Below are 26,979 nucleotides of genomic sequence, written 5' to 3'. Positions count from 1 at the left end.
CAAGGATGAGTGAATGACACAGGAAAACACCCAAATCACATTAGCCAGTATTCATCGCAGTATGTTGTTAGTGGCACTGATCGATTTTCCTGGCACGATATTATTTGGTCTTGGGCTCTACGGTATCCTTGTAGGGTTTGACCAAGATTTCTTGCCTATGTTAGCCAACCCTTTGATCATTATTATTATGTTGATTATCGGTGCGATTATTATGCTATGGGGGATTATCCGCATGATGCTGCTTGCGCGTCAAAAACAAGGAATATTACAACAATGAAAAAACGGATAATCCAATTAAGCTTGTTATCTAGCTTAGTGATACTTACGGGATGCCGTGGTACCGATATCATCAATATTGGTAATAATATTGGCAATGCAGATGACAATAAAAATGACACAGATTACATGATACTGAATGTCCCTAGGGCAATTTTAGCCAGCGATCCATGCAAATATGGGCATCCTGAAGATATTGCTGCGTGTCGTAAAAAGAAACAAGATGAAGCCGACCAACTTAATGAATCACTTAAGCGTAAATAACATTGTGATTAGCATATAAAAATCCCAAGCGATTAATCGTTTGGGATTTTTATTGATAGGGGTAAAAGTAATAACCTCAACTCTGGTTAAATAAATTTAAGAGAATGATTGCTTGGGCAATTTACGGCCATATATCAGCAAGTAAATTGCTGGGATAACAAATAGCGACAGTAGCGGCGCTGTGACCATTCCTCCGACCATAGGCGCAGCAATTTTTTGCATCACTTCATTACCCGTACCGCTGCCCCACATGATCGGTAGTAAACCAAAAAAGATGGTGGCGACGGTCATGGCTTTAGGGCGAATGCGCATCACTGCACCTTCAATTAATGCAGCCGTTAAATCCGCTTTGCTGTGGTAGTTGTCGGCTTCTTTATAGGCCTTAATACTATTATTAAGGTACACCTGCATCACTACGCCAAACTCAGCGGCGACCCCAGCTAAGGCAATCATGCCGACAGATACAGCAACTGAAAAATTAAAATCGAGTCCATACAGTAGCCATGCGCTACCCACCAATGAAAAAGGTAAACTTAACATGATTACAGATGCTTGTATTACTGAGTTGAAAGTCATCATCAGCAACATAAAAATCACCGCGATCATTAATGGGATCACCATTTTCATTTTGGCGTCTACGCGTTGCATGTACTCGTATTGCCCAGCAAAGCTATAGTTGTAGCGTGGAGGAAGGGTAATTTGTTGTTTAAGTGCCTTTTCTGCTGCAACGATATATTCACCGATAGAAATGTCTTTCAGATCGACAAACACCCACGAGATAAGGCGACCGTTTTCACTGGCTAGCATAGGCGCACCATCGGTAATTTTCAGCTCGGCTAGATAACTTAACGGTAAGTACTTACCCGTTTTAGTCAGTACCGGTAAATTTCTGAGTTTCTCGATGTTGTCACGTAGCTCTCGTGGATAACGAATATTGATAGGATAGCGTTCTTGACCTTGTATTGATTCACCTATTGTCATGCCACCAATGGCAATCTTTACCACATCTTGGATGTCTTTTAAGGTCATGCCATAACGTGCAGCATTTTTAAGGTCTGGTGTGATATCAATATAACGGCCGCCGCTACTACGCTGTGAAAATGCCGATTCAGTTCCCGGTAATTGGTTTACTACCGCTTCTATTTCTGCACCAATACGTTGTAGCTCTTCAACATTTGCGCCCGATATTTTTATGCCGACAGGCGTTCTCACGCCGGTAGATAACATATCGATACGGGTTTTAATCGGTTGCACCCAAGCATTGGTCATTCCTGGAATACGCACGGTTTTTTGCAGTTCTGCAATAATGCTCTCTAAGGTTACGCCTTCACGCCATTCGCCAGGCGGTTTGAGCATGATGGTGGTTTCTAACATCGTTAGCGGCGCTGGGTCTGTTGCTGTAATGGCTCGGCCCACTTTGCCAAACACGCGTTTAACTTCGGGTACTGTTTTTATCAGCCGGTCTGTTTGCTGCAATATTTCTGCTGCTTTGCCTGCACTTACACTGGGTAGCGTGGTGGGCATATAAAGTAGGTCACCTTCTTCTAAGGTGGGCATAAACTCCGAGCCCATTTGGCTTAATGGGTAGTAAGCACTGAATAGCACAATAATGGCTAATCCGATGGTGATTTTAGGAAAATGCAGTACCCATTTTAACAATGGTTGATATATGGCAATTAATACTCGGCTAATGGGGTTTTTACGCTCATCAGGGATTTTACCTCGCACAAAATAACCCATTAACACCGGAATTAAGGTAATTGCTAAAATGGCAGATGCCGCCATAGCGAAGGTTTTGGTAAAGGCTAGCGGGTGAAATAAACGTCCTTCTTGCGCTTCAAGGGCAAAGACCGGCGTAAAGCTTAGGGTGATAATCAATAAGCTGAAAAATAATGCAGGGCCAACCTCAATTGAAGCTTCTTTAACTAGTTGCCAATGGTCATCCCCCTCAGGAGCTTTACCGTGTTTTTGGCGATAGTGTTCCAAATGTTTATGGGTATTTTCGACCATCACAATTGACGCATCAACCACCGCTCCTATGGCAATGGCAATACCGCCTAAGCTCATAATATTGGCATTGACACCAATGATATTCATGGCGATAAAGCTGACTAAAATCGAAATAGGTAAGGTGATTATCGCGACTAACGTTGAGCGTGCATGCAGTAAAAATAGTAGGCAAATAAGTCCGACAACCAGCATTTCTTCTAGCACTTTATGCTTAAGGTTATCGACTGAGCGTAAGATTAACTCTGAGCGATCATAAGTGGTGACTAATTCGACCCCATCAGGTAATCCATTACTGATCTCCTTGAGTTTCTGTTTAACATTATTAATGGTTTCAAGAGCATTTTCACCATAGCGCATCACCACAATACCGCCGACAACTTCGCCTTTGCCATCGAGTTCGGCAATACCACGACGCGCCGCTGGGCCAGTTCGTAGTTGGGCAACGTCTTTCATTAATACCGGCGTGCCAGTTTCAGATAAAATGCCCAGTGGAATTTCTGCAAAGTCGGCAATGGTTTGGCGATAACCACTTGAAGTGATCATGTATTCTGCTTCGGCCATTTCAATAACCGATCCACCAGTCGAGCTATTTGAGCTGTCTAAGGCGTTTTTAATGGTCATTAAGTCGATTTTATACAGTGCTAACTTATGTGGGTCGACCACCACTTGATATGTTTGTTCCATACCGCCAACAGTCGCAACTTCGGATACTCCGGCAACACTTTGTAATTCAAGTTTTAAAAACCAATCTTGTAATGAACGCAGTTGGGCTAAATCATACTGTCCGTTACGATCGACTAAGGCATATTGGAAAATCCAACCCACTCCCGATGCATCTGGGCCAATACTGGGTGTGACACCAGCTGGCAGTTGGTCTTGGGTTTGCGATAAGTATTCAAGCACGCGTGAACGTGCCCAATAGATGTCGGTGCCATCTTCAAATATGACATACACAAATGAGTCACCAAACATTGAAAAACCACGTACTGTTTTGGCTCCTGGCACGGCCAGCATGGCCGATGACAATGGATAGGTAATTTGGTCTTCAACTAATTGCGGTGCTTGGCCTGGGTAAGAGGTTTTTACAATAACTTGTACGTCTGATAAATCAGGTAGCGCGTCCAGTGGGGTCATGCGCATGGCTTGATAACCCACTAACGCGATAACGGCCGTGAGTATCAACACCATAACGCGTTGCTTTATTGAAGCACTGATAATTTTTGCTAACATTGTCGTGCTCCTTAGTGCTGGTGAGCATCGGTAGTGGTTGATTCTTTGGTCGTTGGCGCATTACTTAAACGCTGTAAACTGCCTTGAATACTGGCTTCTGAGTCCAATAAGAACTGCCCTGAAATAACCACTTTGTCATGTTCATTCAGTCCTTCTAAGATTTCGGCTCTACCGTCTGCCATCATACCAATTTTGACTGGCACGGAAGCAAAGCTGGTATCACTGCGTTGCACCACCACGCGGTTTTCACGTCCGGTAAGGATCAGTGCTTCAGTTGGTACAGTGAGCACATTATCTTTTGGCAGGCCAAATAAGGTCACATCAACTAAACTGCCAGGTCTGAGTTTGTCGTTATGATTGTTAAGCTTGATCCGCACCCGCATCGCTCGGGTGACAGGGTCTAATTCTGGGTAGATATAGTCAATTGTCGAGTCAATATCAAACAGCCCTTGTGCTGCAGCACTAACACTGACTTTACGGCCTTGTTGTAGCCAGCTTTGTTCATTTTCAAATACATCAGCAATGACCCATACACTGTCTAAATTAACGATTTCAAACAAGGTATCTCCAGGCTGAATATACATGCCATGACGCACGGTTAGCTTACTGATAAAGCCATCTTGTGGGGCATAAAAAGGCACTTTAAAAATGGTTTCACCGGTTTTTTCTAAACGATCAATTATCGAGGTATCGACGCCAAGCAGCTCTAAGCGTTTACGTGCTTTAAGTAATAAACTGCTACCTCGTTTTTTATCTTGCAAAAGGTAGTCTTGAGCTTGGGAATAGTCGTCTTGGGCATTGACGAGCTCGGGTGAATAAAGCTCATATAAAAGTTGGCCTTTTTTTATCTGTTGTCCCACGTTATGTACCGTGAGCGTTTCTATCCATCCGGTTGCGCGTGTATGCACATGGCCAATCGCATTTTCATTATATTGCACCGTGCCTATGGTATTCACTTGGCGCGACAAACTGGTTTTTTCAACTACATGGCTTCGCATACCCAAAGCTTGTTGCATCCCGCCAGAAACACCGACAACAATTTCTTGGCTTGCATCGGTAACGGTGACTTTCTCTAAATTCATCCCGCAAATAGGGCAGGTTCCAGGAGCATCGGACACCACATGTGGATGCATTGGACAAACATATTTTACATTGGTGCTGTCGCTCTGATTTACTGCCGGCACTAATGTAGGTTTAGGTTGGCTAAACACCTTATCTGCTTGGCTTTGTTTTACAGAAGTCGCACTTTGCATATTTGCCATTGGATCTTGAGTGTCGTCAATGGTGGACTCTTCTTCCTCTTCTTTGACGACGAGAAACATATTACAGATGGGGCAGGTTCCCTCTTTATCACTGATCACTTCAGGATGCATCGGGCAAGTATAAGTTTTACTGGCTTGCGACTGATGCTGGGCATGATCGTGCTCTGCGCCATAAGCGACAGGTGATGTGAAAGCCGCGGGGATCATTACCCCAACAAACGCGCCTAATAGCACACTAGAAAGTGGGAATTTCTTCATAACAACCTCGATATTCATCATGGCAATACTGAAGATTGCCATGATGATAAACGCTAAAAACAATAATGTTGAATGTGCTCAACACACAAGAATGATCAGTTAAACTTGTCTGCTAGGCTTGGTTCTTTTGGAATAGCGCCATGCATGTTAGCCATCGGATGTTGAGTGTCGCCTGCGCTGGACTCTTGTTGATCATCTTTGACGACGAGAAACATATTACAGATGGGACAGCGCCCCTCTTTATCGCTGATCACTTCAGGATGCATCGGGCAGGTATAGGTTTTAGTGGCTTGCGACTGATGCTGGGCATGATCGTGCTCTGCACCATAAGCAACAGTTGATGTGAGAGCTGCGGGGATGATGACCCCAACGAATGCACTTAATAGCACATTAAAAAATGGGAATTTTTTCATAATAACCTCGATATTCATCATGACAATACTGACAACCGGCATGATGATAAACGCTAAAAAACAATAATATTGAATGTGCTCAACGCACAAGAATGATCAATTGAATTAAGCGATAGGAGGGCGGAACGCGGGAGGGAAAGCGATTGACACATGGTTAACAACCATCGTAAGCGGTGCAGAGTAAACGGGAGTACTGGTCGTGGCCAATGGAATATCAATTAGGTTGGCGGTAAACGAAATAGTTAAACAGTGGTTACAATCCAAGCTGCAAAATCCGGACCCATTACAACAGCTGTTTTGCGGTAACTTTGTGGCAATAGGTTCGTCCACATCATTGACGGCATTTTGCATATCATCGTGGCAGTTCTTCATTGCCTTGTGTGACATGGCTGATGTGGTGTTGGTTGTTTTATCGGTTTGAGCGGACATTGTTTGAGCCATTTCTGCATGGGCCATCGGCACCATCAAACTGTCATTAGTCAACAACCCCTGTCCGACAAGTGCGAACAAAGTGATGGCGATGATCCAATAGTTTGACTGCTTTGCTCTCATTTAGCTTTAACCAAGTCGTTTATTAGGGGTTAGCTTAACAGACCTTTACTTCAGTAAACATCTTTCAAGTAATAACAGATTATATTCATTAATCAGAAAATAATAATAACGTTTTTATTATCATTTTCGTGTGATACACATTCCATTTCATTAATTTAGGGGCGACTTACGTTAAAATCGCCATTATCTACGTTTTAATTTGGGTCGATACCTGTTGCGCTTGAGCATATCAATCACCCAAATTAACCCACTAAAAGTTAACCATAAAGTGATAAATGCAAAAATCATGATAGGGATGTTATTAAAACTGCCTTCACTGGTGTAATCCATAAAGTGCAGCATAAAAAATATATCGGCTAAACGTGTATGCTCATCACTGTGGCCGACAAGTCGACCCGACTGCGCTTCAATATAAACGCTGGTGTCAATGTTATCAGCAAAGTTTATCTGCCAAGTGTCATTGTGCTGTTTAGGAAAGTCGTCTAACGGCGGAGTGAGTAAGAGAGTTGAACTTATTGTAGCCTCTCCAGAATAAGATGCTTTGGCCAACTGTTGTGCCATTGTGGTATCAATTATTACTTGGTTACCGTCATAAGCATCAACCAAGCTGTAGTCATTGTTAAGATGATTGTATAAGCCTTTTTCATGGGTTAATAGGTAGTAAGGTTTATCTAATAAAGTAATGATGTTAAGCGATACGCTAGGTTTAAAGGCGGCCAAAATAGTACTAGGTTCACGCAAACGATGAGTCTCTATTACCACTTCAGTGTGAGTGTCGTTAAGGTGGGTAAGTCCTTGGGCTTTATTGTGATCCATAAGATTAAAATACAGCCCGCTGATTAACCAAAGGAGTAACTGAACCCCTACAATGACTGATGCCCATTTATGCAGTTTTCTTACCCAAAACATTAGGCAACCCCACTGTGTTTACGCTTGCTCAACATAGGTTTGCGTTTGTTTTTAGTACGACGTAATACTCTGAAATACACTAATATTAACCCGCTAACGGTAGCTAAAGTTGAGAACAATGCTATCCAGAATAATAATTGATTATCGATTTCTTCAGCATCACCATAATCCATCACATGAAAACGAAACACCCAGTCGAATAAACGCCAAAATGCATGGCGCTTGCCTACTAATAATCCACTGTCAGCTGAGATATAAAGTGATGGTGCGGAAAAGTGGTCGAAATTAATTCGCCACGCCGGTAAGTGACGAGCACTGAGTTCAAAAGGTGGGTTATCGGTCAGTAAACTCACCTCGGTAATCGGCTCATTACCAAGGTAATAATATTGCGCTAATGCTATGGCTGCCGTTTGATTAAGTGGCGATAAACGTTCACCTGTTTGCGCATTTAGCAGTACCTGCTGAGTCGATTTTATGGTCGGGATAGAGAAGCTGTATACGTCTTGTTGCATCAGTTTACCGACACTTATTTGCTCTGCTTCAGGATAAGTTTGTAACAGTTTTGCCAATGAATACTGCATTTTATCGGGATTGATTTTTGTTTGGGGGTTACTGATGAGCGAATCCCCATGAATATAGTCAATATGCATAAACACCATATATGTTCCAGTTACTGACCAAATCACAAACTGTAGCCCGAGAAACAGCATCAACCATTTATGGAGTGTTCTTGCGGTTTTATGCATTCAAATTAACCTTATTATTTTTATTATTGGTTTAGTTAGAAAGTGTTTTACGCTAGTAAATCAAGCTATAAATGACCATCGAGATACCATTATCTGTTAAGTGACTCATAGTTTGCAGCAATTTATGTTAATCGTGAAGTTAAAGAAGAGCTGTCAACGGACGCCAATAGCATCACTAGCATGCAATTAGTGGCTAACAATGCGATGCCTGCAATGAAGTCGCATCACACTCAATATTAGTCGTCAGCGCTAACGCCGAATGAATTAGCGGGCAGTGAGTGATTGTTTCGCTAATATTTGGTAAAGGGCAGGAGATAAATGTTATCTCATACCCTTTACCAAATATGATGCATTTATCTAAATTTCTGTGGTTAATGTTTTGCATTAAGTATTATTACCCACTAGCCAAGGACGAAGGCAAAACTCAAACTTATAACTCAAGTTCGGTGACTACTAAGCTAATCTTGTGGTTCAACGTTATCCTCATTAACCACTTCGGTAGTTTGATTCGGTAATCGGTGTTTGTTTTGGTACGGCACGAGTAAAAGTCGAGATCTAGCTCGCATTTTAGACATATTTTAGATAAGCAATTCTCAAAATAGCGACTAAAATCAATTTTATAATTTCGAATAATCCTAAACTAGACTTATAAATATTAGAAATTCCTTTTTTGCTATTACGGAGATTGAACAATGAACTGGCGTGCACTATTTAAACCAAGCGCGAAGTACTCGATTATTGCCCTCATTGTGGTTGGTGTAATTGTGGGTGTCGTGGGTTATTTCGCAACACAACAAACTTTACATGCAACAAGTAGCGATGCTTTTTGTATGACATGTCACCGTGACCATTCGTTAAGAGATGAGGTTATGGCGTCAGCTCATGGTGGTGGTAGAGCAGGTGTCACCGTGCAATGTCAAGATTGTCACTTACCACATGGCCCATTTGATTATTTAGTTAAAAAAATCATTGTTTCTAAAGACATTATTGGCTTGATGACCATTGATGGCTTTATGACGCAAGAATGGTTAGATGAAAACCGTAAAGAACAAGCGGACCTAGCCTTAAAATACTTCCGCAGTAATGATTCTGCTAACTGTCAGCATTGCCACACTCGTATTTATGAAGATCAGCCTGATACGATGAAGAAAATGGCCGTAAGAATGCACAGTATGAACTTTAAAAAAGCACCAGAAGACAGAAAGACCTGTGTCGATTGTCATAAAGGTGTCGCGCATCCTTACCCTAAAAAGTAATGTGCCGATGTTGTTAACTAAAAAACCTCGTTAAATAACGAGGTTTTTTTATGCCAATGCCTCAGATAATCGCCATTTTTAATATTTGTTGATGCCGTTAACAAGCGGGCTAGAATGCCGTGAATGATATTGCTCAAATAGTGCAAATACTCCCCACAGCAAAATCTCTCGATAATGTACTGCAGGCTTATTGTTACGAAGATTTTTTAAGCGTGTGAGTAGTACAAGTATCATGTGCATTGCCGCGGTGATACTGGCGAACACATTTAAAAATAGTGAGACATCTGGGCTGAAAATAAAAAAGCCGTAAGCCAGCAAACACCACATCGACAAAGTGGCCGTTTTACCAATCAGTACAATATCGTTTATAGACATCGGCATTAACTTAATCGACCGATAACAGGTTATCGTTCGGCAGGTATTGGTACAGTCGATAACATACTTGACCTGCCATTTTTTCTTTTAAGGCAACCCAGGTTGCTGGCACATTGACTGAGGTTAATTCTGATTCGGTTTCGAGATAAATTTGTGCATTGGGGTTTAACCATTGATGTTGCATTAATAACTCAATGGTTTTGTTTACTAAATCTTTACGAAACGGTGGATCGATAAACACAATATCAAACCCACCTGGTGTACCTTTAGCAAGCACTTGCAAACTGTCGGCATTAATAACCTCTGCATTTTGACATTGCAGGGTGGCAAGATTTTGTTTTAGCTGATTAGCAGCATTTTTTTGCAGTTCAATTATGGTTGCAAAGCTAGCATAACGGGATAAAGCCTCAAGGCATAATGCACCGCTGCCGGCAAAGCAATCGAGCACTTTGGCACCACGGATATCATTAGCAAGCCAATTGAATAAGGTCTCGCGAACGCGATCTGTTGTCGGGCGTAGACCTTCAAGATCATGGATCGGTAGCTTACGAGATCGCCATTGACCTGAAATAATCCGCACCTGACCGCTGCTGGTATTTTTTTTAGCCATCTCATCCTCGTGATTTGCCTGAACAAAGAAAAAAGAAAGTGGTAGACTATGCCACAATCTGAACCGTCGTTATTTTATATCAAACTTGTGATTAAATGTGAGTATTCATCATTTTACTGGTGAGAGATGCAACAAACGGCTTCAACTGAATTTTTAAGCATATAAATACTGGTAGCAAACATGGCAAAGAAAGGTTTTTTTTCCTGGTTTCGTAAAGATAAGCCCGTCCCTGAAGTTGAAGAACAGCAGCAACTCGATGTTGATGCGGAGAATGAAGTTGTAACAGAGACTGCAGAGCAACCTCAACCAGCTGAGCAGCAAGAACGTCTTGAAACTGAGCTTGCAGAACAAGCCCGTATCGACGCTGAGCGTATTGCTGCAGATAAGTTGGCCGCTGATGTTTTAACCTCAGAAAAGCTCGCCGCAGAAAAGCTAGCTACTGAGCAGGCAGAGCAACAAAAGCAAGCACTAGAGACTGAACGTTTAGAAGCTGAACGTGTTGAACAACTTCGTCTTGAACAGCTTGATCTAGAAAATAAGCGTCTTGAGCAAGAGCGTGTCGACAGTGAACGAGTAGAACAAGCCCGTATCGATGCTGAGCGTATTGCTGCAGAAAAGCTAGCCGCTGAGCAGGCTGAGCAACAAAAGCAAGCACAAGAGACTCAGCGTTTAGAAACTGAACGCTTAGAAGCCGAACGTGTTGAACAACTGCGTCTTGAACAGCTTCATCTAGAAACGAAGCGTCTTGAGCAAGAGCGTATCGACAATGAACGAGTAGAACAAGCCCGTGTCGATGCTGAGCGTACTGCAGCAGAAACGTTAGCAACTGAAGCCTTAGCTGCAGAACTAGCCGCACAGCAATTAGCAGAACAACAATTAGCAGAACAACAGGCAGCCGAGCAACAAGCACCGATAGAGTCTATTGAGTTAGCACAACAAGATGAACCGCAAGCTAAACCACAAAAAGAGGGTATGTTTGCCCGCTTAAAACGTGGCTTAATGCGCACCAGTGAGAATATTGGTTCTGGCTTCATTGGCTTATTCCGCGGTAAAAAAATTAATGAAGAGTTATTTGAAGAACTCGAAGAACAATTGTTAATCGCTGATGTGGGTGTTGAAACCACCAATAAATTAATTAAAAGCCTGACCGAGCATGCATCTCGTAAGCAGCTTAAAGATGCTGAAGCGCTTTATGATTTAATGCGTGAAGAAATGCAAAAAATGCTCGATCCGGTAGCTATTCCTTTAGTTCCCGATAACGCCAATGGCCCATTTGTCATTCTTATGATTGGTGTCAATGGTGTAGGTAAAACCACCACGATTGGTAAACTGGCTAAACAGTACCAAAGCCAAGGTAAATCTGTCATGTTAGCTGCCGGCGATACCTTCCGCGCAGCGGCAGTTGAGCAGTTACAAGTGTGGGGACAACGCAATAACATTCCGGTAGTGGCCCAGCATACTGGCGCAGACAGTGCTTCAGTTATATTCGATGCCTTACAAGCCGCTAAAGCGCGTAAAGTAGACGTATTAATTGCAGATACAGCGGGACGTTTGCAAAACAAAAGTCACTTAATGGAAGAGTTGAAAAAAGTCGTGCGAGTGATGAAAAAACTCGACCCAGATTCGCCTCATGAAGTCATGCTAACGCTAGATGCTAGCACTGGTCAGAATGCTATTAGCCAAGCACAGTTGTTTAAAGAAGCGGTTGGCGTGACGGGGATTACCATCAGTAAATTAGATGGTACCGCCAAAGGCGGGGTGATTTTTGCGATTGCCGATAAGTTTTCTATTCCTATTCGTCATATTGGTGTCGGTGAGCAAATTGATGATTTGCGTACTTTTAACTCCAATGATTTTATTGAAGCATTATTTAGCCAGGATAAAACGGACCAATAATTTATGATCCAATTTGAGCAGGTCAGTAAAATCTATGCTGGAGGCCAAAAGGCCCTTATGGATGTCAATTTTCACCTCCGACAAGGTGAAATGGCTTTTTTAACCGGCCATTCTGGTGCGGGTAAAAGTACCTTGCTCAAACTCATTACGGTTATTGAACGTGCTACGGCAGGTAAGGTATCTATTAATGGGCATAACATTGCCAATGTAGGGCCAAAACATGTGCCCTATTTACGTCGTAATATTGGTGTGATCTTCCAAAATCATCACTTGTTGATGGATAAAACCGTATTTGACAATATTGCCTTGCCGTTAGTGATCGAAGGTTTCACCCATGGCGAAATTCGTAAGCGTGTTGCTGGCGCACTCGACATGGTGGGTTTATATGGCAAAGAACGGCATTTGCCGATAATGCTGTCGGGTGGTGAACAACAACGAGTCGGCATTGCCCGCGCTATTGTTAACAAGCCACCACTGTTGTTGGCCGATGAACCTACGGGTAACTTAGACCCTAAATTATCGATGGATATTTTACGCTTATTCGAAGCCTTTAATGACTCGGGTACTAGCGTGCTAATTGCCACCCATGATTTAGGCCTTATTGCGCGCATGAAATATCGCACTTTTACTCTGCGTGAAGGACGTATGCTCGGTGGAGAAAGTTCTACTGCTGGTGGGGAGATAATACGATGAGTAAAAAAGTGAATATTACTCAGAGTAAATTACCTTTAAGCGGTCGCATTGTGATGTTTTTTATTCGCCATGTGCAACAAGGCATGTCGAGTATGGGCGAACTATGGCGCAGCCCTGTTTCATCCATTATGACCATGGCTGTATTGGGCGTGAGTTTAAGCTTACCCGCAGCATTGCAGGTTCTGGTTAAAAATGCTGAAAACATCACCCAATCTTGGAACAGTGCCGCTGAAATTTCGTTATTTATTAACAAAGGCCGCAGTGAACAATCTATTCAAAGTTTGTTGTCGCGTATTAAAGCTTTCCGTGAAGTTGAATCGGTGACCTATATCAGTCGCGATCAAGCATTAGAAGAGTTTCAACGCTTATCTGGTTTTGGTGAGGCATTGTCATATTTAGATGAAAACCCATTACCCGCAGTGGTTACGGTAACGCCTTCGCTTAAATATTCTAGTCCCTCTGGGGCGCGTGAGTTACTGGTAAAATTAGAACGTGAATCTGAAGTTAACTTTGGTCGTTTAGATATTGAATGGTTAGAACGTCTGCAAGCTTTGCTTAAATTACTTGAAAAAACCGTGTTGGCAATTGCTGCCTTGCTGGTTCTTGCGGTGGTATTAGTAATAGGCAATACGATTCGGCTTGCGATTATGAATCGTCGAACCGAAATTGAAGTGATGAAGCTAGTGGGTGCGACTGAAGCCTTTATTCAACGTCCGTTTTTATACACTGGAATTTGGTATGGGGTCATCGGTGGCATTTTGGCTTGGCTCATTATTAATTTGTTAGTGTGGTATCTCGATGGCGCCTTAGCTGAGTTGCTGGGGTTATACGGCAGTGAATTAACCATTCAGTCATTATCATTTTCAGAATTGATTAAACTGGTGTTATTGGCATCATTTTTAGGCTGGTTGGGCTCATATTTATCTGTACGACAACACTTACGTAGCATTGAACCGTCATAATAGCAGGCGTATAATTAAAGTTGAGCCACAATAATGAACGTTTGTTCACTTGCATTGTGATGATCTTGCGGTAAAAATGTTCATCTAGTAGAACCTTATTTGACATATGATGTCATATAGTTGATAGTTTATCGGCTAAATCGAGTGAGCTCTGTTGTGTAGTGAACCAAGAGAGCTTGTTCATCGTACTGAAGTTAGCTGAAATATATTTTTGAATGTAGTAGGAGAGCGAATGACTTATCAAACGCAATCAATGGCGCTGGCGGTTCCACACAATGCTAGTAGCCTAGAAGCGTACATCCAGTCTGTGACCAGCATCAACATGTTGGACGCCGATACAGAGTACGACATCGCCAAGCGTTTACAAGAAAATGGCGACCTACAAGCGGCAAAACAATTAATTATGTCGCATCTTCGTTTTGTTGTGCATGTTGCGAAAGGTTATTCAGGATACGGCTTACCACAGGCAGATCTTATTCAAGAAGGTAACATTGGTTTGATGAAAGCGGTTAAACGCTTCGATCCAGATGTTGGTGTTCGCCTAGTGTCTTTTGCGGTGCATTGGATTAAAGCTGAAATTCATGAATACGTGTTGAAAAACTGGCGTATCGTGAAAGTAGCGACCACTAAAGCACAGCGTAAATTATTCTTTAATATTCGTAAGTCTAAAAAGCGTTTAGGTTGGTTTAGTGACGCTGAAGTGACCATGGTTGCAGAGAATTTAGGTGTATCGAAAGCAGACGTGACCGAAATGGAATCACGAATGGCAGCTCAAGATCCGGCCTTCGACTTAACCAATGACAGCGATGACGACCATCATGATTTTGCCCCTGCATTATATTTAGAAGATCATTCTTCTGATGTGGCGGATCAGGTTGAGCACGCCAATTGGGAAGCAGACTCTCAAACACGTTTATTATCGGCCATTAAAACCTTAGACGAACGTAGTCAGCATATATTACGTGCGCGTTGGTTAGATGATACTAAAGTGACTTTGCAGGAACTTGCATCGACTTATGAAGTCTCTGCTGAGCGAATCAGACAGTTAGAAAAGAATGCCATGAACAAGCTTAAATCTTGTATGGAGTAACACTCCAGCGTATTCGATTCTGATAGATTAAAACCTGCTACGGCAGGTTTTTTTATGGCTTAAATTTGATGATTTGGCAGCGAAGCTTTATCAGCATTAATTGATTTTGAACTTAGCGAAATCCAATGTAGACCCATTCACTTTAGAGCTAGTCAATTACGTGTAGACCTATTTCGAATAAGCGAATTTAGCATAATCAAATGAAACCGAAACAACGGGGGGGTAATCGTTATTGAGCACAGTCATCATGAGGCTGTTTTTGCGGCGTCTATCTGGGTTTTAATTGCGTTGATGATGCTTTTTCTTGGCACTTTTAAGCCACTGGAGGCGATGTCTTTTGGCCAGCAAAAAAATTGTCTTGGTCGCTTGAAGCGCGCCAGAGTTGATTCAACTAACTGACTCAGCTGCAAGTTGATGTTATCGATATTAACACTATTTAAATCAGCAGCTTTAGCATTAACGGTTTCGAGTCCAATTGCATTAGTATTATTATCTGCGACACAATAATCAATAATGGCAGCAGGTAAGTGACCGAAAATTATATCGTCTATGGCAAACACAATTGCTTGTGCGACATTAGGATGGGTTAATAACACCGCTTCAAGTTGTTCTGGATGAATGTTCTCACCGCCACAAATAAACATGTTATCCATACGGCCTAAAATACTCAGTTGCCCCTCTAGATCTAGTTGTCCTTTGTCGTGGGTACAAAACCAGCCTTGATCATCTAATGGCAAGCTTAACCCCTGGTCGGTTAAATAGCCTAAAAATAAACACTCACCTTTTACCCAAATAACCCCGTCTTTCAACCTCAATTGTCTTGAAGGCAAAGGACAACCATGATGGCCTAATAAATTGGCTTTAGCGGTGGTAATTTGCGAGCTCATCTCTGTCATACCATAGCTGGTGTAAGCGTTAATATGTAGATGTTGTAGTGCATCAATAAGTGTGGGCTCTATAACGCCACCGCCCAACAGTAATGCACTTATATTGGTAAACGCTGCGGGATGTTGCCGGAGTATCTGTATCGCTTGGGTTGGCACTAATGACACATGGGTGACATGGCTGCTTGTAAGTTGTTCGGCCAGTGTTAATGCGGGATCTCGCAATACAATGCAGGCTCCAGCCAAAGTGCAACGATGAATAATGGCCAAGCCACCAATATGAAACAGTGGTAACGATAATAGCCAAGCATCAGAAGGCGCTAAAGCAATAAACGTTGCAGCCCCTTTTGCGCTGCTCAAATGGTTAATTAAGCAATGTACCGCAGCTTTGGGCGTACCACTTGAACCAGATGTGAGAATAATATTGGAAGCTTGATGCGGTGATACCTCGACAACTTGGTTGATTAGTTGATCTACTTTTTGAGGCAATTCAATATCGAGCCAGTTGGCAATCTCAATCGCGGTTTTTCTGCTAACGTTATCGGTCCATAACCATTGGAGATCAAAGCGTTTGATAAGCTGATTAATTTGCACATCAGCCAATCGAGGTGACAAAGGTAAAAATATCCATCCTGCATCAATGCATGCCCAATATAGACAAATCATTTCAATATTATTGTGTGACAAACAAGCCACAATATCGCCATGCTTAACACCTTGTGATTGCAATTTTTGTGCTACGCAGTGAACTAAACCACTTAACTGAGCATAACTGACACGAGTCGTGGTGCATGTATTGTTGCAAGTCTTATTACCAGTAGTGATGCTCGGATTGACGGCTTTATGGCTACTTTCAATAGCAATAGCATCTGGATGATTTAATGCTGCTTGATGCAAAGGTGACATCATTATATACCTGCCTCGCCTGAGTCTTGTGGTTGGCCGATGTGAGTCAGTAATTGCAACACTTGATGATTTAGCCGTGGAGATAACCCAGAGGTGGCTAACAGCAAGGGTTTGCCAAAGGCGCTTAATGTATCAAGGCCTGGTGGTTCATCTGGCGTGAGTGCCTGGCTGACTATGCGTAAGTCGCTGATACCGAGGTCAGATTCTAAGCTTGAACTTAAAATACAACGCACACCAGCTAGATGAGCTTGGCTAATCATGTTTTGCAATTTTTCCAGAGAACCCAATAACATGGGTTTGATAATTAATGCGCCTAAACCGGGTTGTTGCAATGCTAAATCGAGAACAAATTGAGATGAATTCAATGACTCATCTAAGGCATATTTTATTCCCAATTGCCGGTGTATTTGGGCATTGTCACTGGGGTTAATACATGGCTCTTCAATGTATTCAATTTTGTGTTTTGGTAAACACGCTAAAAAGTCGATAGCCTGTTCAAGGCTAAAACCACGATTAGCATCTAAGCGTAATGTTACATGCGGTGCTATTGCCAACACTTGATAAATAAATTGGATTTCGTTTTCCATACTGGTTTGAGCGACTTTAATTTTTACGCTGTTGATGCTGGTCAGTGTCTGTAACTTTTGAGTAATAACATGTGCTGACATTCCATCATAAAGTAATGGCACCACAGCTAACTGAGTCTGTGGATTTTCGATGCGAACAGGCAATCGATGGCTTAGTTTTGCATCCAATAAGCTCAATGAGAATGCCAATGATGGCTGCGATATCTGCTCGGCAATATTGGCTAGAATCGCTAAGGGTTGATCGATCAAACTCGGTAATATTGACAACAGTTGTGATATCACCTCATCAAGCGACTCTTGGCTAAACCCCGTTATTGGTTGGCTATCAATATCGAGGCCTGATAATGGCGCTATTTCAACCCAAGCCATTTGCCGATTATTAAGCCGGAGAGTAAGCACTAACCCTTTACGAAAATCAATTCGTTGTATGCCTACAGGTAAACTAGGGTTGAGTTCAATTTGATATTGATACAGCGTACAGCTGATTATCGTTAAGTTATCTGATGACATTGTTACTCCTTTGGATCCGTTAGCGGATCTAGGCACAATAACGCCAGTAAGGTGTCGGTAAACAATTGAGGATTCAGGCTGTGAATATTATGTCCCGCGGCGTGCAAAGGATGTAACTGCAAAGTGCCTAAACCAGACTCTGCCAGTGTCGCCTGCCAATCTATAGCCACCTGAGCAAATTTTTTGTCATCAACTCCATACATAAAATGACATGGACACTTTAGCGGCTCAAGTACGGTGCGGCAGTCTTGCTGCAAACTAAGAGACGTTGTTATGTAACAATTGGCTAGGCGTTGTGGATCATTGCTACGGCGTATGGCAATGAGTTGCTGTTTTTGAGCTTCGCTCAAGTCGTTAAAAACTGCTTGTTGATACCAAAGAGCGAGAAAGTCCGCTATGGGTAAATGCTGTAGTTTTTTCGCCCAGATATTATCGCTTTTGGCTCGCGCGGCTTGTTGCTGAGCATCTTGCAAGCCAGGGTGAGCGGATTCGAGGGTTAAGCTTAAGAGTGAATCAGCATAACCATCTGCAATATGCAGCGCTATTCGCCCGCCTAATGAGTAACCCAGTAAATGAAACTGCATATAGCCCATGCTATGCACTTTACTGACAATAAGCTCTGCTGCTTGGTGTAATCCTGGTGAATCTAAGGTGTCTACGTTAGCGCCATGACCCGGTAAATCAATGCAAATACAATGGAAATGTTGACTTAATCGTGGCATTAAAATAGACCAGTCGTCTTTACTGCCCAAAAAACCATGTAGCATTAATAATGCAGGTAATTGTGGCTGGCCAAAACGACGGATCATTACCATTAGTGTTGTTTCACCCATTGACTGATTTGTGTTATTTGATCGCTGGCTTGAGTAGGGCTGACATTAACTTCAATCACTGAGGCACAATTAAACTCAAAGGCTTCTTGATACGCCTGATTAAACGACTCAATATCATCTGCTTGCCGATAGGCCAAACCAAACATGGCGGCGCCATAACCAAACTCTAGACCGTGGCTTAATCGATAAAAGTCATTGCGTAGGCTTTCATTGGGTACAGGCAGCAAATTAAAAATGTTACCGCCATCATTGTTAATAATAACCAGCACAAATGGTTGAGTCATTTGTTTTAACAGTGCCAGAGAATTGAAATCATACAAACAGGATAGGTCGCCCATCACTAGGGTTGTAGGTGCATTTTTATCTGCGGCTACGCCACAAGCGGTGGCAATTAATCCATCGATGCCCGATGCCCCTCGGTTGGTATAAATTGCCGGTGTGTTGGTCGCAATTGGCGCATACATATCGTAGAGTCTAATAGGTAAACTATTACCGATAAACAGTATATGTTGATCTGATTGAGCCAATGCTATGGCGCGCACAACTTGGGCTTCACCAAAGGTTGTATTGTCGATTTGTTGCTTAAACAGCGACTCTAATGACTCATTTAACGGTAATAACTGTAATGCCCAGTTGGCTTGTGATGATCGCGGCCAAGGTAATTGGCATACCGCTTGAACACTTGCTTGATAAAACTCTTTAGACTGATGGGTCGGGTCTAAACGATCCCCGTGTTTAACTACATGCCAGTAGCTATGCCAGGATTGTTGGGCAATATATTGAAGTAATCGTTTGGAAATGAAACGACCACCAAAGACCAATATCCGCTCAGCTTGTTCGAGTTGTTTGTTGGCTTTCGGGTTTAATAATAATTGGTCAACGTGGCCGATTACGCCTGGATGCTGACGCAGCTGTGATTGTGCATCAACCAATACTGGCCAGCCAAGTTTTTGCGCTAACGCGACGATTTGCTGTGGATTATCTTCAGGAGCTAAGGTGCCAACCACTACCACACCTTTACCATGAACAAAGCGCATTAAGGTGTCTGTAGTCGGTAACTCAGCACTCGTTAGGCTAGCATAGCGTGTCAGTGGTTTAGTGTTTTCAAACCATTGGTTTAATGGCGCAAGATAGGTTGATGTTGTCACACTGGCCGTTTTCTTTACATGGGCTAATGTCACCAATTCTGTAGGGTATAGCGGCTCACGGTACATGCAGTTTATGTGTACCGGCTGATGTTGATTAGCTAAAGCATGATCGATAGTACTCAATAATGCATTAGCCGGATAACCAAGATCAGGCGTTGGTAAATTAACTTGCTTAGCATATTGAGCAAAAATAGCGGGCTGAATAATCGCTTGATTCGCGCCACAATCAATCAGCTCTGGTGGTCTGTCACCAGATAGAATAATCAGTGGCACATGGGTTAGCCACGCCTCAACAATGGCCGGATAAAGATTGGCCACGGCGGTGCCTGAAGTGGTAATGATGGCGACTGGCGCATTGCTGGCTTTTGCCAGTCCAAGGGCCATAAACCCTAAACCACGCTCGTCAAAATGAATATGACGAGTGAGCTGGGTTTGACTAGCAGCGGCCAATGTTAGCGGAGTTGAGCGAGAACCTGGTGCCATACACACATGCTTAACCCCTAAGCGTGCAAGCTCTTCCAAGATCAATTGACCCCATAACAAATTCATATCGGCGCTGGTCTGTTGTTGCATATTGGCTCATATTACAAATAAATAAACGAATATTAGTGTAACGCCAAGTTAGCGTTATATCTAAGATTTAGCGCAGATTTTTATCCGAAACCTGCGAAATAAGCTGTTAAGGTTACAATCAAATATCAGCCTTATTCTCTCTTGTTTTATTTATGTTGTGCTAATGTTGTTAATATGATTTATTTATAGTATTAAAAACAATAACAAGGACCTTTGGAATATGGAATCTGCTGCATTATTAAAAAGAGTTGATGAGTTACCTCGTTTACCCAAAGCCGTTAGTGAATTGTTAGATGCGGTTAATAATGAAAATACCACCGTTAAGAGCATTTCTGCCAAAGTGGCCCAAGATCCCCTTATCAGCGCTAGAGTATTGAGATTAGCTAATTCAGCTCATTTTGGTCGCAGTCGTGAAGTAGGTTCGATTGACGAAGCTGTGATTCGTTTAGGTATGCAAACGTTGCGAACGTTGGTGATTGCTTCTGCGGTTATTGGTGCTATTCCTGATGTAGAAGGTATCGATTTAGCCGAATTCTGGGGTGAAACTTTTGAAGTCGCCCTGTATGCGCAAGAAGTAGCCAAACGTTGTGGCGTCGCACCAGATGAAGCTTTTACATGCGCAATTTTACACAATATTGGTGATTTGCTAATCGCTTTTGTTGAGCCTTCGATTTCAGCACAAATTAGAGCTGCTGTCGCTGAAGGGGCTGATAAGCAAAAGCTTGAAACGAGCTTATTAGGTTTTGACTCACCCTCTGTTGGTGCCTTACTTGCTAAAACATGGAAATTTACTCCAGCTCTAGTACAAGGGATCGAATATCAACGTGAACCGCTTAATGCTAAGCCAGCTTCTAAGTTGGCTGCCGTTATCTATTTGTCGCACGAGGTATTCGCACATTGGAATGATCAACGAGATGATGAATCTTTTACCGCTTGGTTGGCAGCCATCACTAATAACAAAGCGGGTATGATCAAAATGGATATGGCTGGGCTAGGCGAGAAGCTCCTTGAGTTAAGAGGTAAAGGGCTAGAAATAGGTAAGCAATTAGCCTAGTTACAGTTAACACTCTTAACCATTAAGCTCTGTCTATACAGAGCTTGTTTAGGCTTGATTGTTAATCCATTCGCTCATGACCACATGAGTTTTAATTTTGACGATGTCAGCTTGAGCATCAATAAATTCACGGATCTCATGCAATCGTTGCATTGAATTTGCATGCACATAAACCAATAAATCCATGTCGCCAGTAATGCCTTGGCAAGTTATCACTTCCGGTATGGTGGTGAAAATATGGATGACTTCGGCGCAGCGGGCGCAACGATGTTGAATTTCAAAGTATGCCGACACACCTTGTTTTTGCGACTCACTCAGTAAAACCTGATAACCACGGATAACACCCGTTTGTTCTAATTTCTTAATTCGTTCGGTTACAGCACTACGCGACAAACTCACTTGCTCAGCAATAAACGAAATACTCTGTCGAGCATTGTGGCGTAATTCGTTTATAATCGCTTTATCAAATTTATCCAATGATTTATATCCCGATAATTGTGTGTCACAGCTACGTTCTGTCATTATGACGGGAAGTTGCCTTTAATCCGTCATATTGTCGGTTTAGCAAGACAACTTGAGCTCACTAACCCGCAGAATGTTTTACTGTTTGGCCTTATAATATCGCAATATATCACAGTAAGAATAAGATAATGAATCAAATGACCGCAACAATAGGACGCTGGCAAGGTGCTGGCTTAATGGCCACCACATTGCTAGGCACAGGGGTATTTATTTTACCGCAAATGACCATTGAGGTAGCGGGCTCTGGTTCGCTATTAGCATGGTTATTATTAACGGTAGCAATTATCCCGGTCGCATTAGTATTTGGTTTGTTAGCGAGTCGATTCCCACATGCTGCTGGGCCTGCTTATTTTATAGAAAAAGCATTTGGTGCTACAGCGGGTCGAACTATCGGGCTGATCTTTTTATTAGTGATCCCCATCGGCGCGCCTGCTGCAATTTTAATGACCTTTCAATTTTTAGAAGCATTGATATCAATTTCTGGGCTAGGTCAATTAGTCGCAGAGTTATTAATTGTGGCTGTGTTATTGCTGCTTAATATTAAAGGTATTCAGGTGTCGGCAAAATTACAGTTTGCATTAACCTTATTGATTGTATCGGTAGTAGCAATATTATTTGGTGCCAGCGGATTAAACGTCGATCAGTTAGAAACCTTTGCACACAGTAGCCATCCGCAATTTAGTGGCGTGATGTTGGCAATGGGTATTGGTTTTTGGAGTTTTCTAGGCATTGAAGCCATGACACATCTTGCCAGCGACTTTCGCCAACCCGATAAAGATTTGTTGCCTGCAATGATGATGGGCACCGTATTAGTGGGCGTTATTTATTTAGCCTGTACTTTTTTATTGCTAATGGTACCAACAGAAGGTGATGGCTTAGCGATGATATCGGCGTTTGATTATTTATTATCGAATACTTTTTTGGGCGGATATGGCGCGTATATCATCGGAGTATTGGGCATCGCTAGCGGGTTAGCAACAGTGAATGTGTATGCTGCTAGTGCTGCACGTTTATTGTGGAGCTTCAGTAAAGAGGGTATTTTGCCGCGCTATTTTGATAAATTAAACCCACACGGTGTGCCGTTTAGAGCCTTGTTTGCCATTTTGGGTGCCATGGCGGTGGTGATTATCGTGACCTTTTATAGCACTCAAGAATTAGAAGACTTGATCGCTTGGAGTAATGGCGTGTTTGTGATTATTTACTTATTGGCGATGTTGTCTGCGGCTAAGTTACTCAGCAAGCGGTATCTACCATTAGTGATTGCAGGTTGTTTGTTTTGTGTTGGTTTGGGCATCGCACTGGGCAGTAATATGATTTACGCCATTGTATTGGTGTTGGTTGTCGCCCCTTTTATGTGGTGGCAAAAAGCCCACCTAACGCGTAAGTATTTACTCAATAATAGCCAAGGCTAATTGGCTATTATTTAGCGCGTTTCCATGGCGATATTGCGCATTTGAATCAGCTCACTGTGCTTTAAGTGGAGTAAATCAGCTGTGCGACGAATAATTTGGTCTTCATATTGCGACAATTCACCATCGGAATACGCTAGTTGCCACATTGAAAGTAGTAATTTTTGTTTATCATCAATGCTAAATTGAGCATTAATCTCAGCGGTAAACTCAAATAGAGATGTGGCATTTTTACGGCTTTGTTTTGCCTCTTCTATAAGGGTTATCGCTTCTTCTGAGTTAATGCCTAACGTGTTTATGAGCATTTCAGGCAGTAAAGCAGCTTCAGCAGCAGCCAAATTTTCGTCGGCGTACACAACCTCTTGCAATAGGGTTGCCGCGGCCAGGTTGAGGTTTTTCTGTTTCTCTTCTGGGCTACTTTCTTGAGTATGCGATTGGAGAAATTGCTTTAGTTTGGCGATCATAATTATTCTGTCCAATGTTACTATTCATTTTTATGCTAGCAAAAATGCTAATCCCAAGCGAATGGCTTGGGATTAAATAATGTTAACGCGGGTGTTAGGGTAGCTTTAAGCCGTCTTAATAATGATTATAAGACTGAACCTAAGCCTTTCATTAATAAATCAACTGTACCGTCACCACCACTCTGTTGGAGATAGTTTTTAGCGATATCAACCATCGGAGTAATATATTCTTTTGAGATACCAAGCTTTTCAAAAGCATCATATACCATTGCGCTACCTTGTAACGCAGAACCTAAATTACCTGCTTGTGATAATAATCCTGACATACCACTGTCTGATGATAATGCCGGAACTGCAGCCAGTAGACCGTCTGCATTAGGGATGCTGTCGCTTAATTGACTGAAATCATTTTCACCTAAATTTGTTTGAGCCAAGCTAAGTAGTGAGCCTAACCCGCCTTCAGCTTGGGTTTGAGATAAGCCAAGTTGAGACATAACGTCACCCACTAAAGCACTTGATTGCTCTGTTGTTTCAGATTGTTCTATTGTTTCAGACAGTGCAATGGTTTTAGCTTGTTCTGTTACTGGTTTTTTAGTTATTTCAGCCACGTTGTCTAACCAGCCCGCAGATGCTGGTGCTGAGAATGCGAAGACGGTAAACAGTACCGGTAATGCGGATGCTAATTTCATAATGAGTGTCCTTTAATGTGGCTCAATGTCTAAACTTAGGCATCATTTTACCCTGATTTACATAAATGCGACAGATGATCGCGATTTTTGCTCATTAGACTTGTGCAAAATGCATTTTTTTTGGGTATCCTAAGCGCAATATTTGTTGTTAATAGATTACTGGAACCCACATGTCATTGTTTGCAATTTTGACTGAAGCATTTAACTTTTTTCGAAACCACATCCGTCAGCTTGCCGTACTGACTCTGCCATTACTGTTAATCCAAGTCGCTATTCAACTTTGGCTAGGTAATGAAATGTTGCAGGCTGATGCTGAAAACCCTCAATTCGGTGCTGTTCATGCTGCAGCAATGATGGTGCTATTGTTGGTTTTTTCATTTTTAATTGCCGCATTAACCTTATATTTAGAGCTGCGCTCCCAAGGTCACGATCTTGCGCCGGCACAAATATTAAAGGCTAGTTTACCATTTGTACCGCCATTATTACTGGCTGGAGTATTTTCTGGTTTAGCTATTTTAGCGCCAGTGATGATCTTTGCTGCGTTTGGCCCACTATGGTTGATAGGCTTAATCGTGAGCTTGTACTTGTTTTCTCGCCTAGCCTATGTGAACTTTATGGTGGTGGTTGAACGTTTAACACCTTTAGAAGCGATTAAGAGTAGCTTTAAATTCAGTGGCCCAATAACAATTAAAACCATTGCGGTATTATTGCTGTACGTGCCATTGTCTCTATTAGCTGGCATGTTTTCACAAGTCGCGATGCAAGTTGGTTTTCCACTACAACTGGTAGTAGAAGCTACATTTTCGTTCTTAGGTTTGTTTGTTAATATTGCGTTATTTAGATTGTACATGGTTAATCGTAAAACACCGGATGCTGATAAAGCAGAGGGATAAATATTCAATCAACTCGCTAAAAGGAGAAACCATTGTTAAATGATATTGAGTTTATTAATGGTTTCTCTACTGAGTTAAGCGACGATTATCGTTTAGCTAAAAGTTATGTACGCGATATTCCTACCCAAGCGTTAGTCTACATTCGAAGCTTTACCCATAAACTCGCCGCTCAATTAGCGGTTCAGCATGGAGTAACGTTTACCTCAGCAAACTTATATGATCGTATTGAGCAGCTGAATCAGCGACGTGTTATTGATGTTGCCGCAGTGCGGGCGTTACACCGATTACGCAGTGATGGTAATCGCGGCGCACATCCTGAAAAATATCATTTAACTCAAACTCAGCTTGTTAACATCGCGGAAAAGTCGATCCATCAAATTCTGCAGGTAATTGAAAAACTATATCCCTCTCTGCATCCAGGTGTTGCTCCGCATTATCAATTTGAAGCATTTGATTCATTTGCTGGCCGCGATTTATGTTATCGCGCAGTGATGAAAAATGATCCTGAAGCACAGTATTTAGTGGGGATGTCTCTTAAAGCCAAAGGATTAATGCTACAAGAGCAAGAGCGCGCGTTGGCACAAACCACTGACGATTCACTCTTAGCAAGTTCAAATTCAAGTTCAGCATCATCAAGCTCAACATCCTCAAGTTCAAATTCAGCTGAATCAAACACTCCAAGCCTAATATCAACCACGGTTGAACAAACGTCAGCGGATGTATTTGCCCAAGCAGCACATTGGTTTCATATTGCATCAGCTCATCATCAAGCGGCATTGTTTGAGCATGGTGTGAGCTTATTGCACGGCTATAGTGGTGCGGAAAATCCTGCGACGGGCGAGGCGTTTATTGCGCAAGCTGCAGCACAAGGTATTGTTAATGCGCAGGCCTTGTTAGGTTTCTTTTATCTGGTGGGCAGTGATCAATTTGAAGTGGATATTAATCAAGCCGAAACATTGCTGACATTAGCCGCTAATGCAGAAGATGCTGAAGCAATGTCAAACCTTGGGGTGCTGTTTTATCAAAACCAACAATTTGAACAAGCTTACTTATGGGTAAATAAAGCAGCGCAAACCGGTTACCCGCATGCACAATATCATTTGGCACTGATGCTTGAACAAGGTGAAGGATGCCAAATTGATCTCGCTACGAGCCAACAATGGATGCAAGAAGCCGCCGAACAAGGTCAGTTGGATGCGATGTTACGTTGCAGCAGTGATATCTTGCACGATGATGACGCTAGCCAAGAGCAACTTAATATTGCTGAACACTATTTGCATGAAGTGATTAAATACGGCCGTAATGTCACCGCGATGATTGAACTGAGTGTCGCCTTAGCCGACGGGATTTTAGGCCGTATCGATGTGGTACAAGCAGCATATTTACTACAACAAGCTAATTTGCACGCCAACGAGATTCAGCGCCAGGTCATCGAGCCGCTTTGGCAGTCGTTACAGATGCAAATTGACAGTGTGATTGCGCTTAATCCAACGGAAGATGAGTTAGCTACCTTGCAACAGGCAAAGTGCTTACTCGCGTAAATGACATTTGCTTTGTTATGGTTGTGTTTAAGCTGGGGTTGTTACGCAGTGATGACTCACGCTAGATAAGTGTGTAGCGCGTCTCTTCAATTCGCTTTAGTTAGAAACAATGCCTAATATTTAACTGATATATATTCAACATATCTCAACCTGCTTTGAAGCGC

At 42.3% G+C, this 26,979-nt stretch carries 26 protein-coding genes; 11 read left to right on the top strand and 15 right to left on the bottom strand.

Annotated features, from left to right (window positions below; translation table 11 throughout):
- Positions 1-13 precede the first annotated feature (13 nt).
- Both H5181_RS06790 and H5181_RS06785 read left to right on the top strand, forming a co-directional pair.
- Positions 14-277, top strand: a complete 264-nt coding sequence (locus H5181_RS06790) for a hypothetical protein (RefSeq protein WP_059745865.1) — start codon at positions 14-16, stop codon at positions 275-277.
- On the top strand, positions 274-540 hold the full coding sequence (locus tag H5181_RS06785; protein ID WP_123883622.1) for a hypothetical protein: 267 nt from the start codon (positions 274-276) through the stop codon (positions 538-540). The genes H5181_RS06790 and H5181_RS06785 overlap by 4 nt, the downstream gene beginning before the upstream one ends.
- Positions 541-636: 96 nt before the next feature.
- Here H5181_RS06785 and H5181_RS06780 read toward each other — a convergent pair whose 3' ends face one another.
- From H5181_RS06780 to H5181_RS06755, 6 genes are all read right to left on the bottom strand, one after another.
- Positions 637-3,780, bottom strand: coding sequence for an efflux RND transporter permease subunit (locus H5181_RS06780; protein WP_123883621.1), 3,144 nt, complete (start codon positions 3,778-3,780; stop codon positions 637-639).
- 11 nt (positions 3,781-3,791) lie between these two features.
- Positions 3,792-5,300: an efflux RND transporter periplasmic adaptor subunit gene (locus H5181_RS06775; RefSeq protein WP_182750585.1), complete on the bottom strand. Its 1,509-nt coding sequence runs from the start codon at positions 5,298-5,300 to the stop codon at positions 3,792-3,794.
- Between the two features lie 95 nt (positions 5,301-5,395).
- Entirely contained in the window at positions 5,396-5,713 is a 318-nt protein-coding gene (locus H5181_RS06770) for a heavy metal-binding domain-containing protein (RefSeq protein ID WP_011635758.1), read from the bottom strand.
- 105 nt (positions 5,714-5,818) lie between these two features.
- Positions 5,819-6,265, bottom strand: a complete 447-nt coding sequence (locus H5181_RS06765; RefSeq protein WP_182750584.1) for a CopL family metal-binding regulatory protein — start codon at positions 6,263-6,265, stop codon at positions 5,819-5,821.
- Positions 6,266-6,448: 183 nt separating this feature from the next.
- Positions 6,449-7,174: a PepSY domain-containing protein gene (locus H5181_RS06760; protein ID WP_182750583.1), complete on the bottom strand. Its 726-nt coding sequence runs from the start codon at positions 7,172-7,174 to the stop codon at positions 6,449-6,451.
- Complete coding sequence (locus H5181_RS06755) at positions 7,174-7,920, bottom strand: PepSY domain-containing protein (protein WP_182750582.1); 747 nt, start codon at positions 7,918-7,920, stop codon at positions 7,174-7,176. The genes H5181_RS06760 and H5181_RS06755 overlap by 1 nt, the downstream gene beginning before the upstream one ends.
- Before the next feature lie 692 nt (positions 7,921-8,612).
- Here H5181_RS06755 and H5181_RS06750 point away from each other — a divergent pair.
- A complete protein-coding gene (locus H5181_RS06750) occupies positions 8,613-9,176 on the top strand; it encodes a NapC/NirT family cytochrome c (RefSeq protein WP_011635762.1) in 564 nt (187 codons plus the stop codon).
- Between the two features lie 78 nt (positions 9,177-9,254).
- On the opposite strand, the gene H5181_RS06745 is transcribed toward H5181_RS06750, so the two are convergent.
- Together H5181_RS06745 and rsmD are read right to left on the bottom strand one after the other, a co-directional pair.
- Entirely contained in the window at positions 9,255-9,551 is a 297-nt protein-coding gene (locus H5181_RS06745; protein WP_182750581.1) for a DUF1145 domain-containing protein, read from the bottom strand.
- Between the two features lie 10 nt (positions 9,552-9,561).
- Complete coding sequence (gene rsmD / locus H5181_RS06740; protein ID WP_182750580.1) at positions 9,562-10,161, bottom strand: 16S rRNA (guanine(966)-N(2))-methyltransferase RsmD; 600 nt, start codon at positions 10,159-10,161, stop codon at positions 9,562-9,564.
- 180 nt (positions 10,162-10,341) lie between these two features.
- Here rsmD and ftsY point away from each other — a divergent pair, with 180 nt between their 5' ends.
- The 4 genes from ftsY to rpoH all read left to right on the top strand — a co-directional run bounded on the left by ftsY (position 10,342) and on the right by rpoH (position 14,802).
- Complete coding sequence (ftsY, locus tag H5181_RS06735; protein ID WP_182750579.1) at positions 10,342-12,057, top strand: signal recognition particle-docking protein FtsY; 1,716 nt, start codon at positions 10,342-10,344, stop codon at positions 12,055-12,057.
- A gap of 3 nt (positions 12,058-12,060) precedes the next feature.
- Positions 12,061-12,750: a cell division ATP-binding protein FtsE gene (gene ftsE, locus H5181_RS06730; protein WP_123883615.1), complete on the top strand. Its 690-nt coding sequence runs from the start codon at positions 12,061-12,063 to the stop codon at positions 12,748-12,750.
- Complete coding sequence (gene ftsX, locus H5181_RS06725) at positions 12,747-13,712, top strand: permease-like cell division protein FtsX (protein WP_182750578.1); 966 nt, start codon at positions 12,747-12,749, stop codon at positions 13,710-13,712. The genes ftsE and ftsX overlap by 4 nt, the downstream gene beginning before the upstream one ends.
- Before the next feature lie 232 nt (positions 13,713-13,944).
- The gene (rpoH, locus tag H5181_RS06720; protein WP_011635768.1) at positions 13,945-14,802 is read left to right on the top strand and encodes an RNA polymerase sigma factor RpoH; all 858 of its coding nucleotides are present in this window, start codon (positions 13,945-13,947) and stop codon (positions 14,800-14,802) included.
- A 245-nt stretch (positions 14,803-15,047) separates the two neighbouring features.
- On the opposite strand, the gene menE is transcribed toward rpoH, so the two are convergent.
- From menE to menD, 4 genes are read right to left on the bottom strand one after another with little or no spacing between them, the layout of a single operon-like run.
- A complete protein-coding gene (menE, locus tag H5181_RS06715) occupies positions 15,048-16,595 on the bottom strand; it encodes an o-succinylbenzoate--CoA ligase (protein ID WP_182750577.1) in 1,548 nt (515 codons plus the stop codon).
- The gene (gene menC, locus H5181_RS06710; RefSeq protein WP_182750576.1) at positions 16,595-17,689 is read right to left on the bottom strand and encodes an o-succinylbenzoate synthase; all 1,095 of its coding nucleotides are present in this window, start codon (positions 17,687-17,689) and stop codon (positions 16,595-16,597) included. Before menC ends, menE begins: the two co-directional genes overlap by 1 nt.
- Positions 17,690-17,691: 2 nt before the next feature.
- The gene (gene menH, locus H5181_RS06705) at positions 17,692-18,522 is read right to left on the bottom strand and encodes a 2-succinyl-6-hydroxy-2,4-cyclohexadiene-1-carboxylate synthase (protein WP_259396994.1); all 831 of its coding nucleotides are present in this window, start codon (positions 18,520-18,522) and stop codon (positions 17,692-17,694) included.
- Positions 18,504-20,243 (bottom strand): 2-succinyl-5-enolpyruvyl-6-hydroxy-3-cyclohexene-1-carboxylic-acid synthase, encoded by a 1,740-nt coding sequence (gene menD / locus H5181_RS06700; RefSeq protein ID WP_182750575.1) that lies wholly within the window; start codon positions 20,241-20,243, stop codon positions 18,504-18,506. Before menD ends, menH begins: the two co-directional genes overlap by 19 nt.
- Positions 20,244-20,463: 220 nt before the next feature.
- Here menD and H5181_RS06695 point away from each other — a divergent pair, with 220 nt between their 5' ends.
- A complete protein-coding gene (locus H5181_RS06695) occupies positions 20,464-21,297 on the top strand; it encodes an HDOD domain-containing protein (RefSeq protein WP_011635773.1) in 834 nt (277 codons plus the stop codon).
- Between the two features lie 48 nt (positions 21,298-21,345).
- Here the strand turns inward: H5181_RS06695 and H5181_RS06690 are convergent, their stop codons facing one another.
- Entirely contained in the window at positions 21,346-21,774 is a 429-nt protein-coding gene (locus tag H5181_RS06690; protein ID WP_041413293.1) for an Lrp/AsnC family transcriptional regulator, read from the bottom strand.
- 173 nt (positions 21,775-21,947) lie between these two features.
- Between H5181_RS06690 and yjeH the strand changes: the two genes are divergently transcribed.
- A complete protein-coding gene (gene yjeH, locus H5181_RS06685; RefSeq protein WP_011635775.1) occupies positions 21,948-23,231 on the top strand; it encodes an L-methionine/branched-chain amino acid transporter in 1,284 nt (427 codons plus the stop codon).
- A gap of 11 nt (positions 23,232-23,242) precedes the next feature.
- Here the strand turns inward: yjeH and H5181_RS06680 are convergent, their stop codons facing one another.
- Both H5181_RS06680 and H5181_RS06675 read right to left on the bottom strand, forming a co-directional pair.
- Positions 23,243-23,692, bottom strand: a complete 450-nt coding sequence (locus tag H5181_RS06680; protein ID WP_102036001.1) for a TerB family tellurite resistance protein — start codon at positions 23,690-23,692, stop codon at positions 23,243-23,245.
- 125 nt (positions 23,693-23,817) lie between these two features.
- Complete coding sequence (locus H5181_RS06675) at positions 23,818-24,381, bottom strand: DUF2780 domain-containing protein (protein ID WP_011635777.1); 564 nt, start codon at positions 24,379-24,381, stop codon at positions 23,818-23,820.
- A 170-nt stretch (positions 24,382-24,551) separates the two neighbouring features.
- Here H5181_RS06675 and H5181_RS06670 point away from each other — a divergent pair, with 170 nt between their 5' ends.
- Complete coding sequence (locus tag H5181_RS06670; protein ID WP_011635778.1) at positions 24,552-25,274, top strand: hypothetical protein; 723 nt, start codon at positions 24,552-24,554, stop codon at positions 25,272-25,274.
- Between the two features lie 32 nt (positions 25,275-25,306).
- Positions 25,307-26,815, top strand: a complete 1,509-nt coding sequence (locus H5181_RS06665; protein ID WP_182750574.1) for a DUF4145 domain-containing protein — start codon at positions 25,307-25,309, stop codon at positions 26,813-26,815.
- The last annotated feature ends 164 nt before the right edge of the window (positions 26,816-26,979 follow it).

This window comes from Shewanella sp. SG44-2 (assembly GCF_014164215.1).
Taxonomy (GTDB): Bacteria; Pseudomonadota; Gammaproteobacteria; order Enterobacterales; family Shewanellaceae; genus Shewanella; species Shewanella frigidimarina.
The sequence above is the reverse complement of the archived record's forward strand: the minus strand, read 5'-3'. Positions and strand labels throughout refer to the sequence as shown.

Bases quoted from the DNA above. Each gene is read 5' to 3' on its own strand.
- ftsY (WP_182750579.1), top strand. From the start codon at position 10,342: ATGGCAAAGAAAGGTTTTTTTTCCTGGTTTCGTAAAGATAAGCCCGTC.
- H5181_RS06785 (WP_123883622.1), top strand. From the start codon at position 274: ATGAAAAAACGGATAATCCAATTAAGCTTGTTATCTAGCTTAGTGATA.
- H5181_RS06770 (WP_011635758.1), bottom strand. From the start codon at position 5,713: ATGAAAAAATTCCCATTTTTTAATGTGCTATTAAGTGCATTCGTTGGG.
- H5181_RS06790 (WP_059745865.1), top strand. From the start codon at position 14: ATGACACAGGAAAACACCCAAATCACATTAGCCAGTATTCATCGCAGT.
- H5181_RS06745 (WP_182750581.1), bottom strand. From the start codon at position 9,551: ATGTCTATAAACGATATTGTACTGATTGGTAAAACGGCCACTTTGTCG.
- menD (WP_182750575.1), bottom strand. From the start codon at position 20,243: ATGCAACAACAGACCAGCGCCGATATGAATTTGTTATGGGGTCAATTG.
- menC (WP_182750576.1), bottom strand. From the start codon at position 17,689: ATGTCATCAGATAACTTAACGATAATCAGCTGTACGCTGTATCAATAT.
- H5181_RS06780 (WP_123883621.1), bottom strand. From the start codon at position 3,780: ATGTTAGCAAAAATTATCAGTGCTTCAATAAAGCAACGCGTTATGGTG.
- H5181_RS06765 (WP_182750584.1), bottom strand. From the start codon at position 6,265: ATGAGAGCAAAGCAGTCAAACTATTGGATCATCGCCATCACTTTGTTC.
- H5181_RS06695 (WP_011635773.1), top strand. From the start codon at position 20,464: ATGGAATCTGCTGCATTATTAAAAAGAGTTGATGAGTTACCTCGTTTA.
- H5181_RS06670 (WP_011635778.1), top strand. From the start codon at position 24,552: ATGTCATTGTTTGCAATTTTGACTGAAGCATTTAACTTTTTTCGAAAC.
- H5181_RS06675 (WP_011635777.1), bottom strand. From the start codon at position 24,381: ATGAAATTAGCATCCGCATTACCGGTACTGTTTACCGTCTTCGCATTC.
- menH (WP_259396994.1), bottom strand. From the start codon at position 18,522: ATGGGTGAAACAACACTAATGGTAATGATCCGTCGTTTTGGCCAGCCA.
- H5181_RS06755 (WP_182750582.1), bottom strand. From the start codon at position 7,920: ATGCATAAAACCGCAAGAACACTCCATAAATGGTTGATGCTGTTTCTC.
- H5181_RS06760 (WP_182750583.1), bottom strand. From the start codon at position 7,174: ATGTTTTGGGTAAGAAAACTGCATAAATGGGCATCAGTCATTGTAGGG.
- ftsX (WP_182750578.1), top strand. From the start codon at position 12,747: ATGAGTAAAAAAGTGAATATTACTCAGAGTAAATTACCTTTAAGCGGT.
- rsmD (WP_182750580.1), bottom strand. From the start codon at position 10,161: ATGGCTAAAAAAAATACCAGCAGCGGTCAGGTGCGGATTATTTCAGGT.
- yjeH (WP_011635775.1), top strand. From the start codon at position 21,948: ATGAATCAAATGACCGCAACAATAGGACGCTGGCAAGGTGCTGGCTTA.
- menE (WP_182750577.1), bottom strand. From the start codon at position 16,595: ATGATGTCACCTTTGCATCAAGCAGCATTAAATCATCCAGATGCTATT.
- rpoH (WP_011635768.1), top strand. From the start codon at position 13,945: ATGACTTATCAAACGCAATCAATGGCGCTGGCGGTTCCACACAATGCT.
- H5181_RS06750 (WP_011635762.1), top strand. From the start codon at position 8,613: ATGAACTGGCGTGCACTATTTAAACCAAGCGCGAAGTACTCGATTATT.
- H5181_RS06680 (WP_102036001.1), bottom strand. From the start codon at position 23,692: ATGATCGCCAAACTAAAGCAATTTCTCCAATCGCATACTCAAGAAAGT.
- ftsE (WP_123883615.1), top strand. From the start codon at position 12,061: ATGATCCAATTTGAGCAGGTCAGTAAAATCTATGCTGGAGGCCAAAAG.
- H5181_RS06775 (WP_182750585.1), bottom strand. From the start codon at position 5,300: ATGAAGAAATTCCCACTTTCTAGTGTGCTATTAGGCGCGTTTGTTGGG.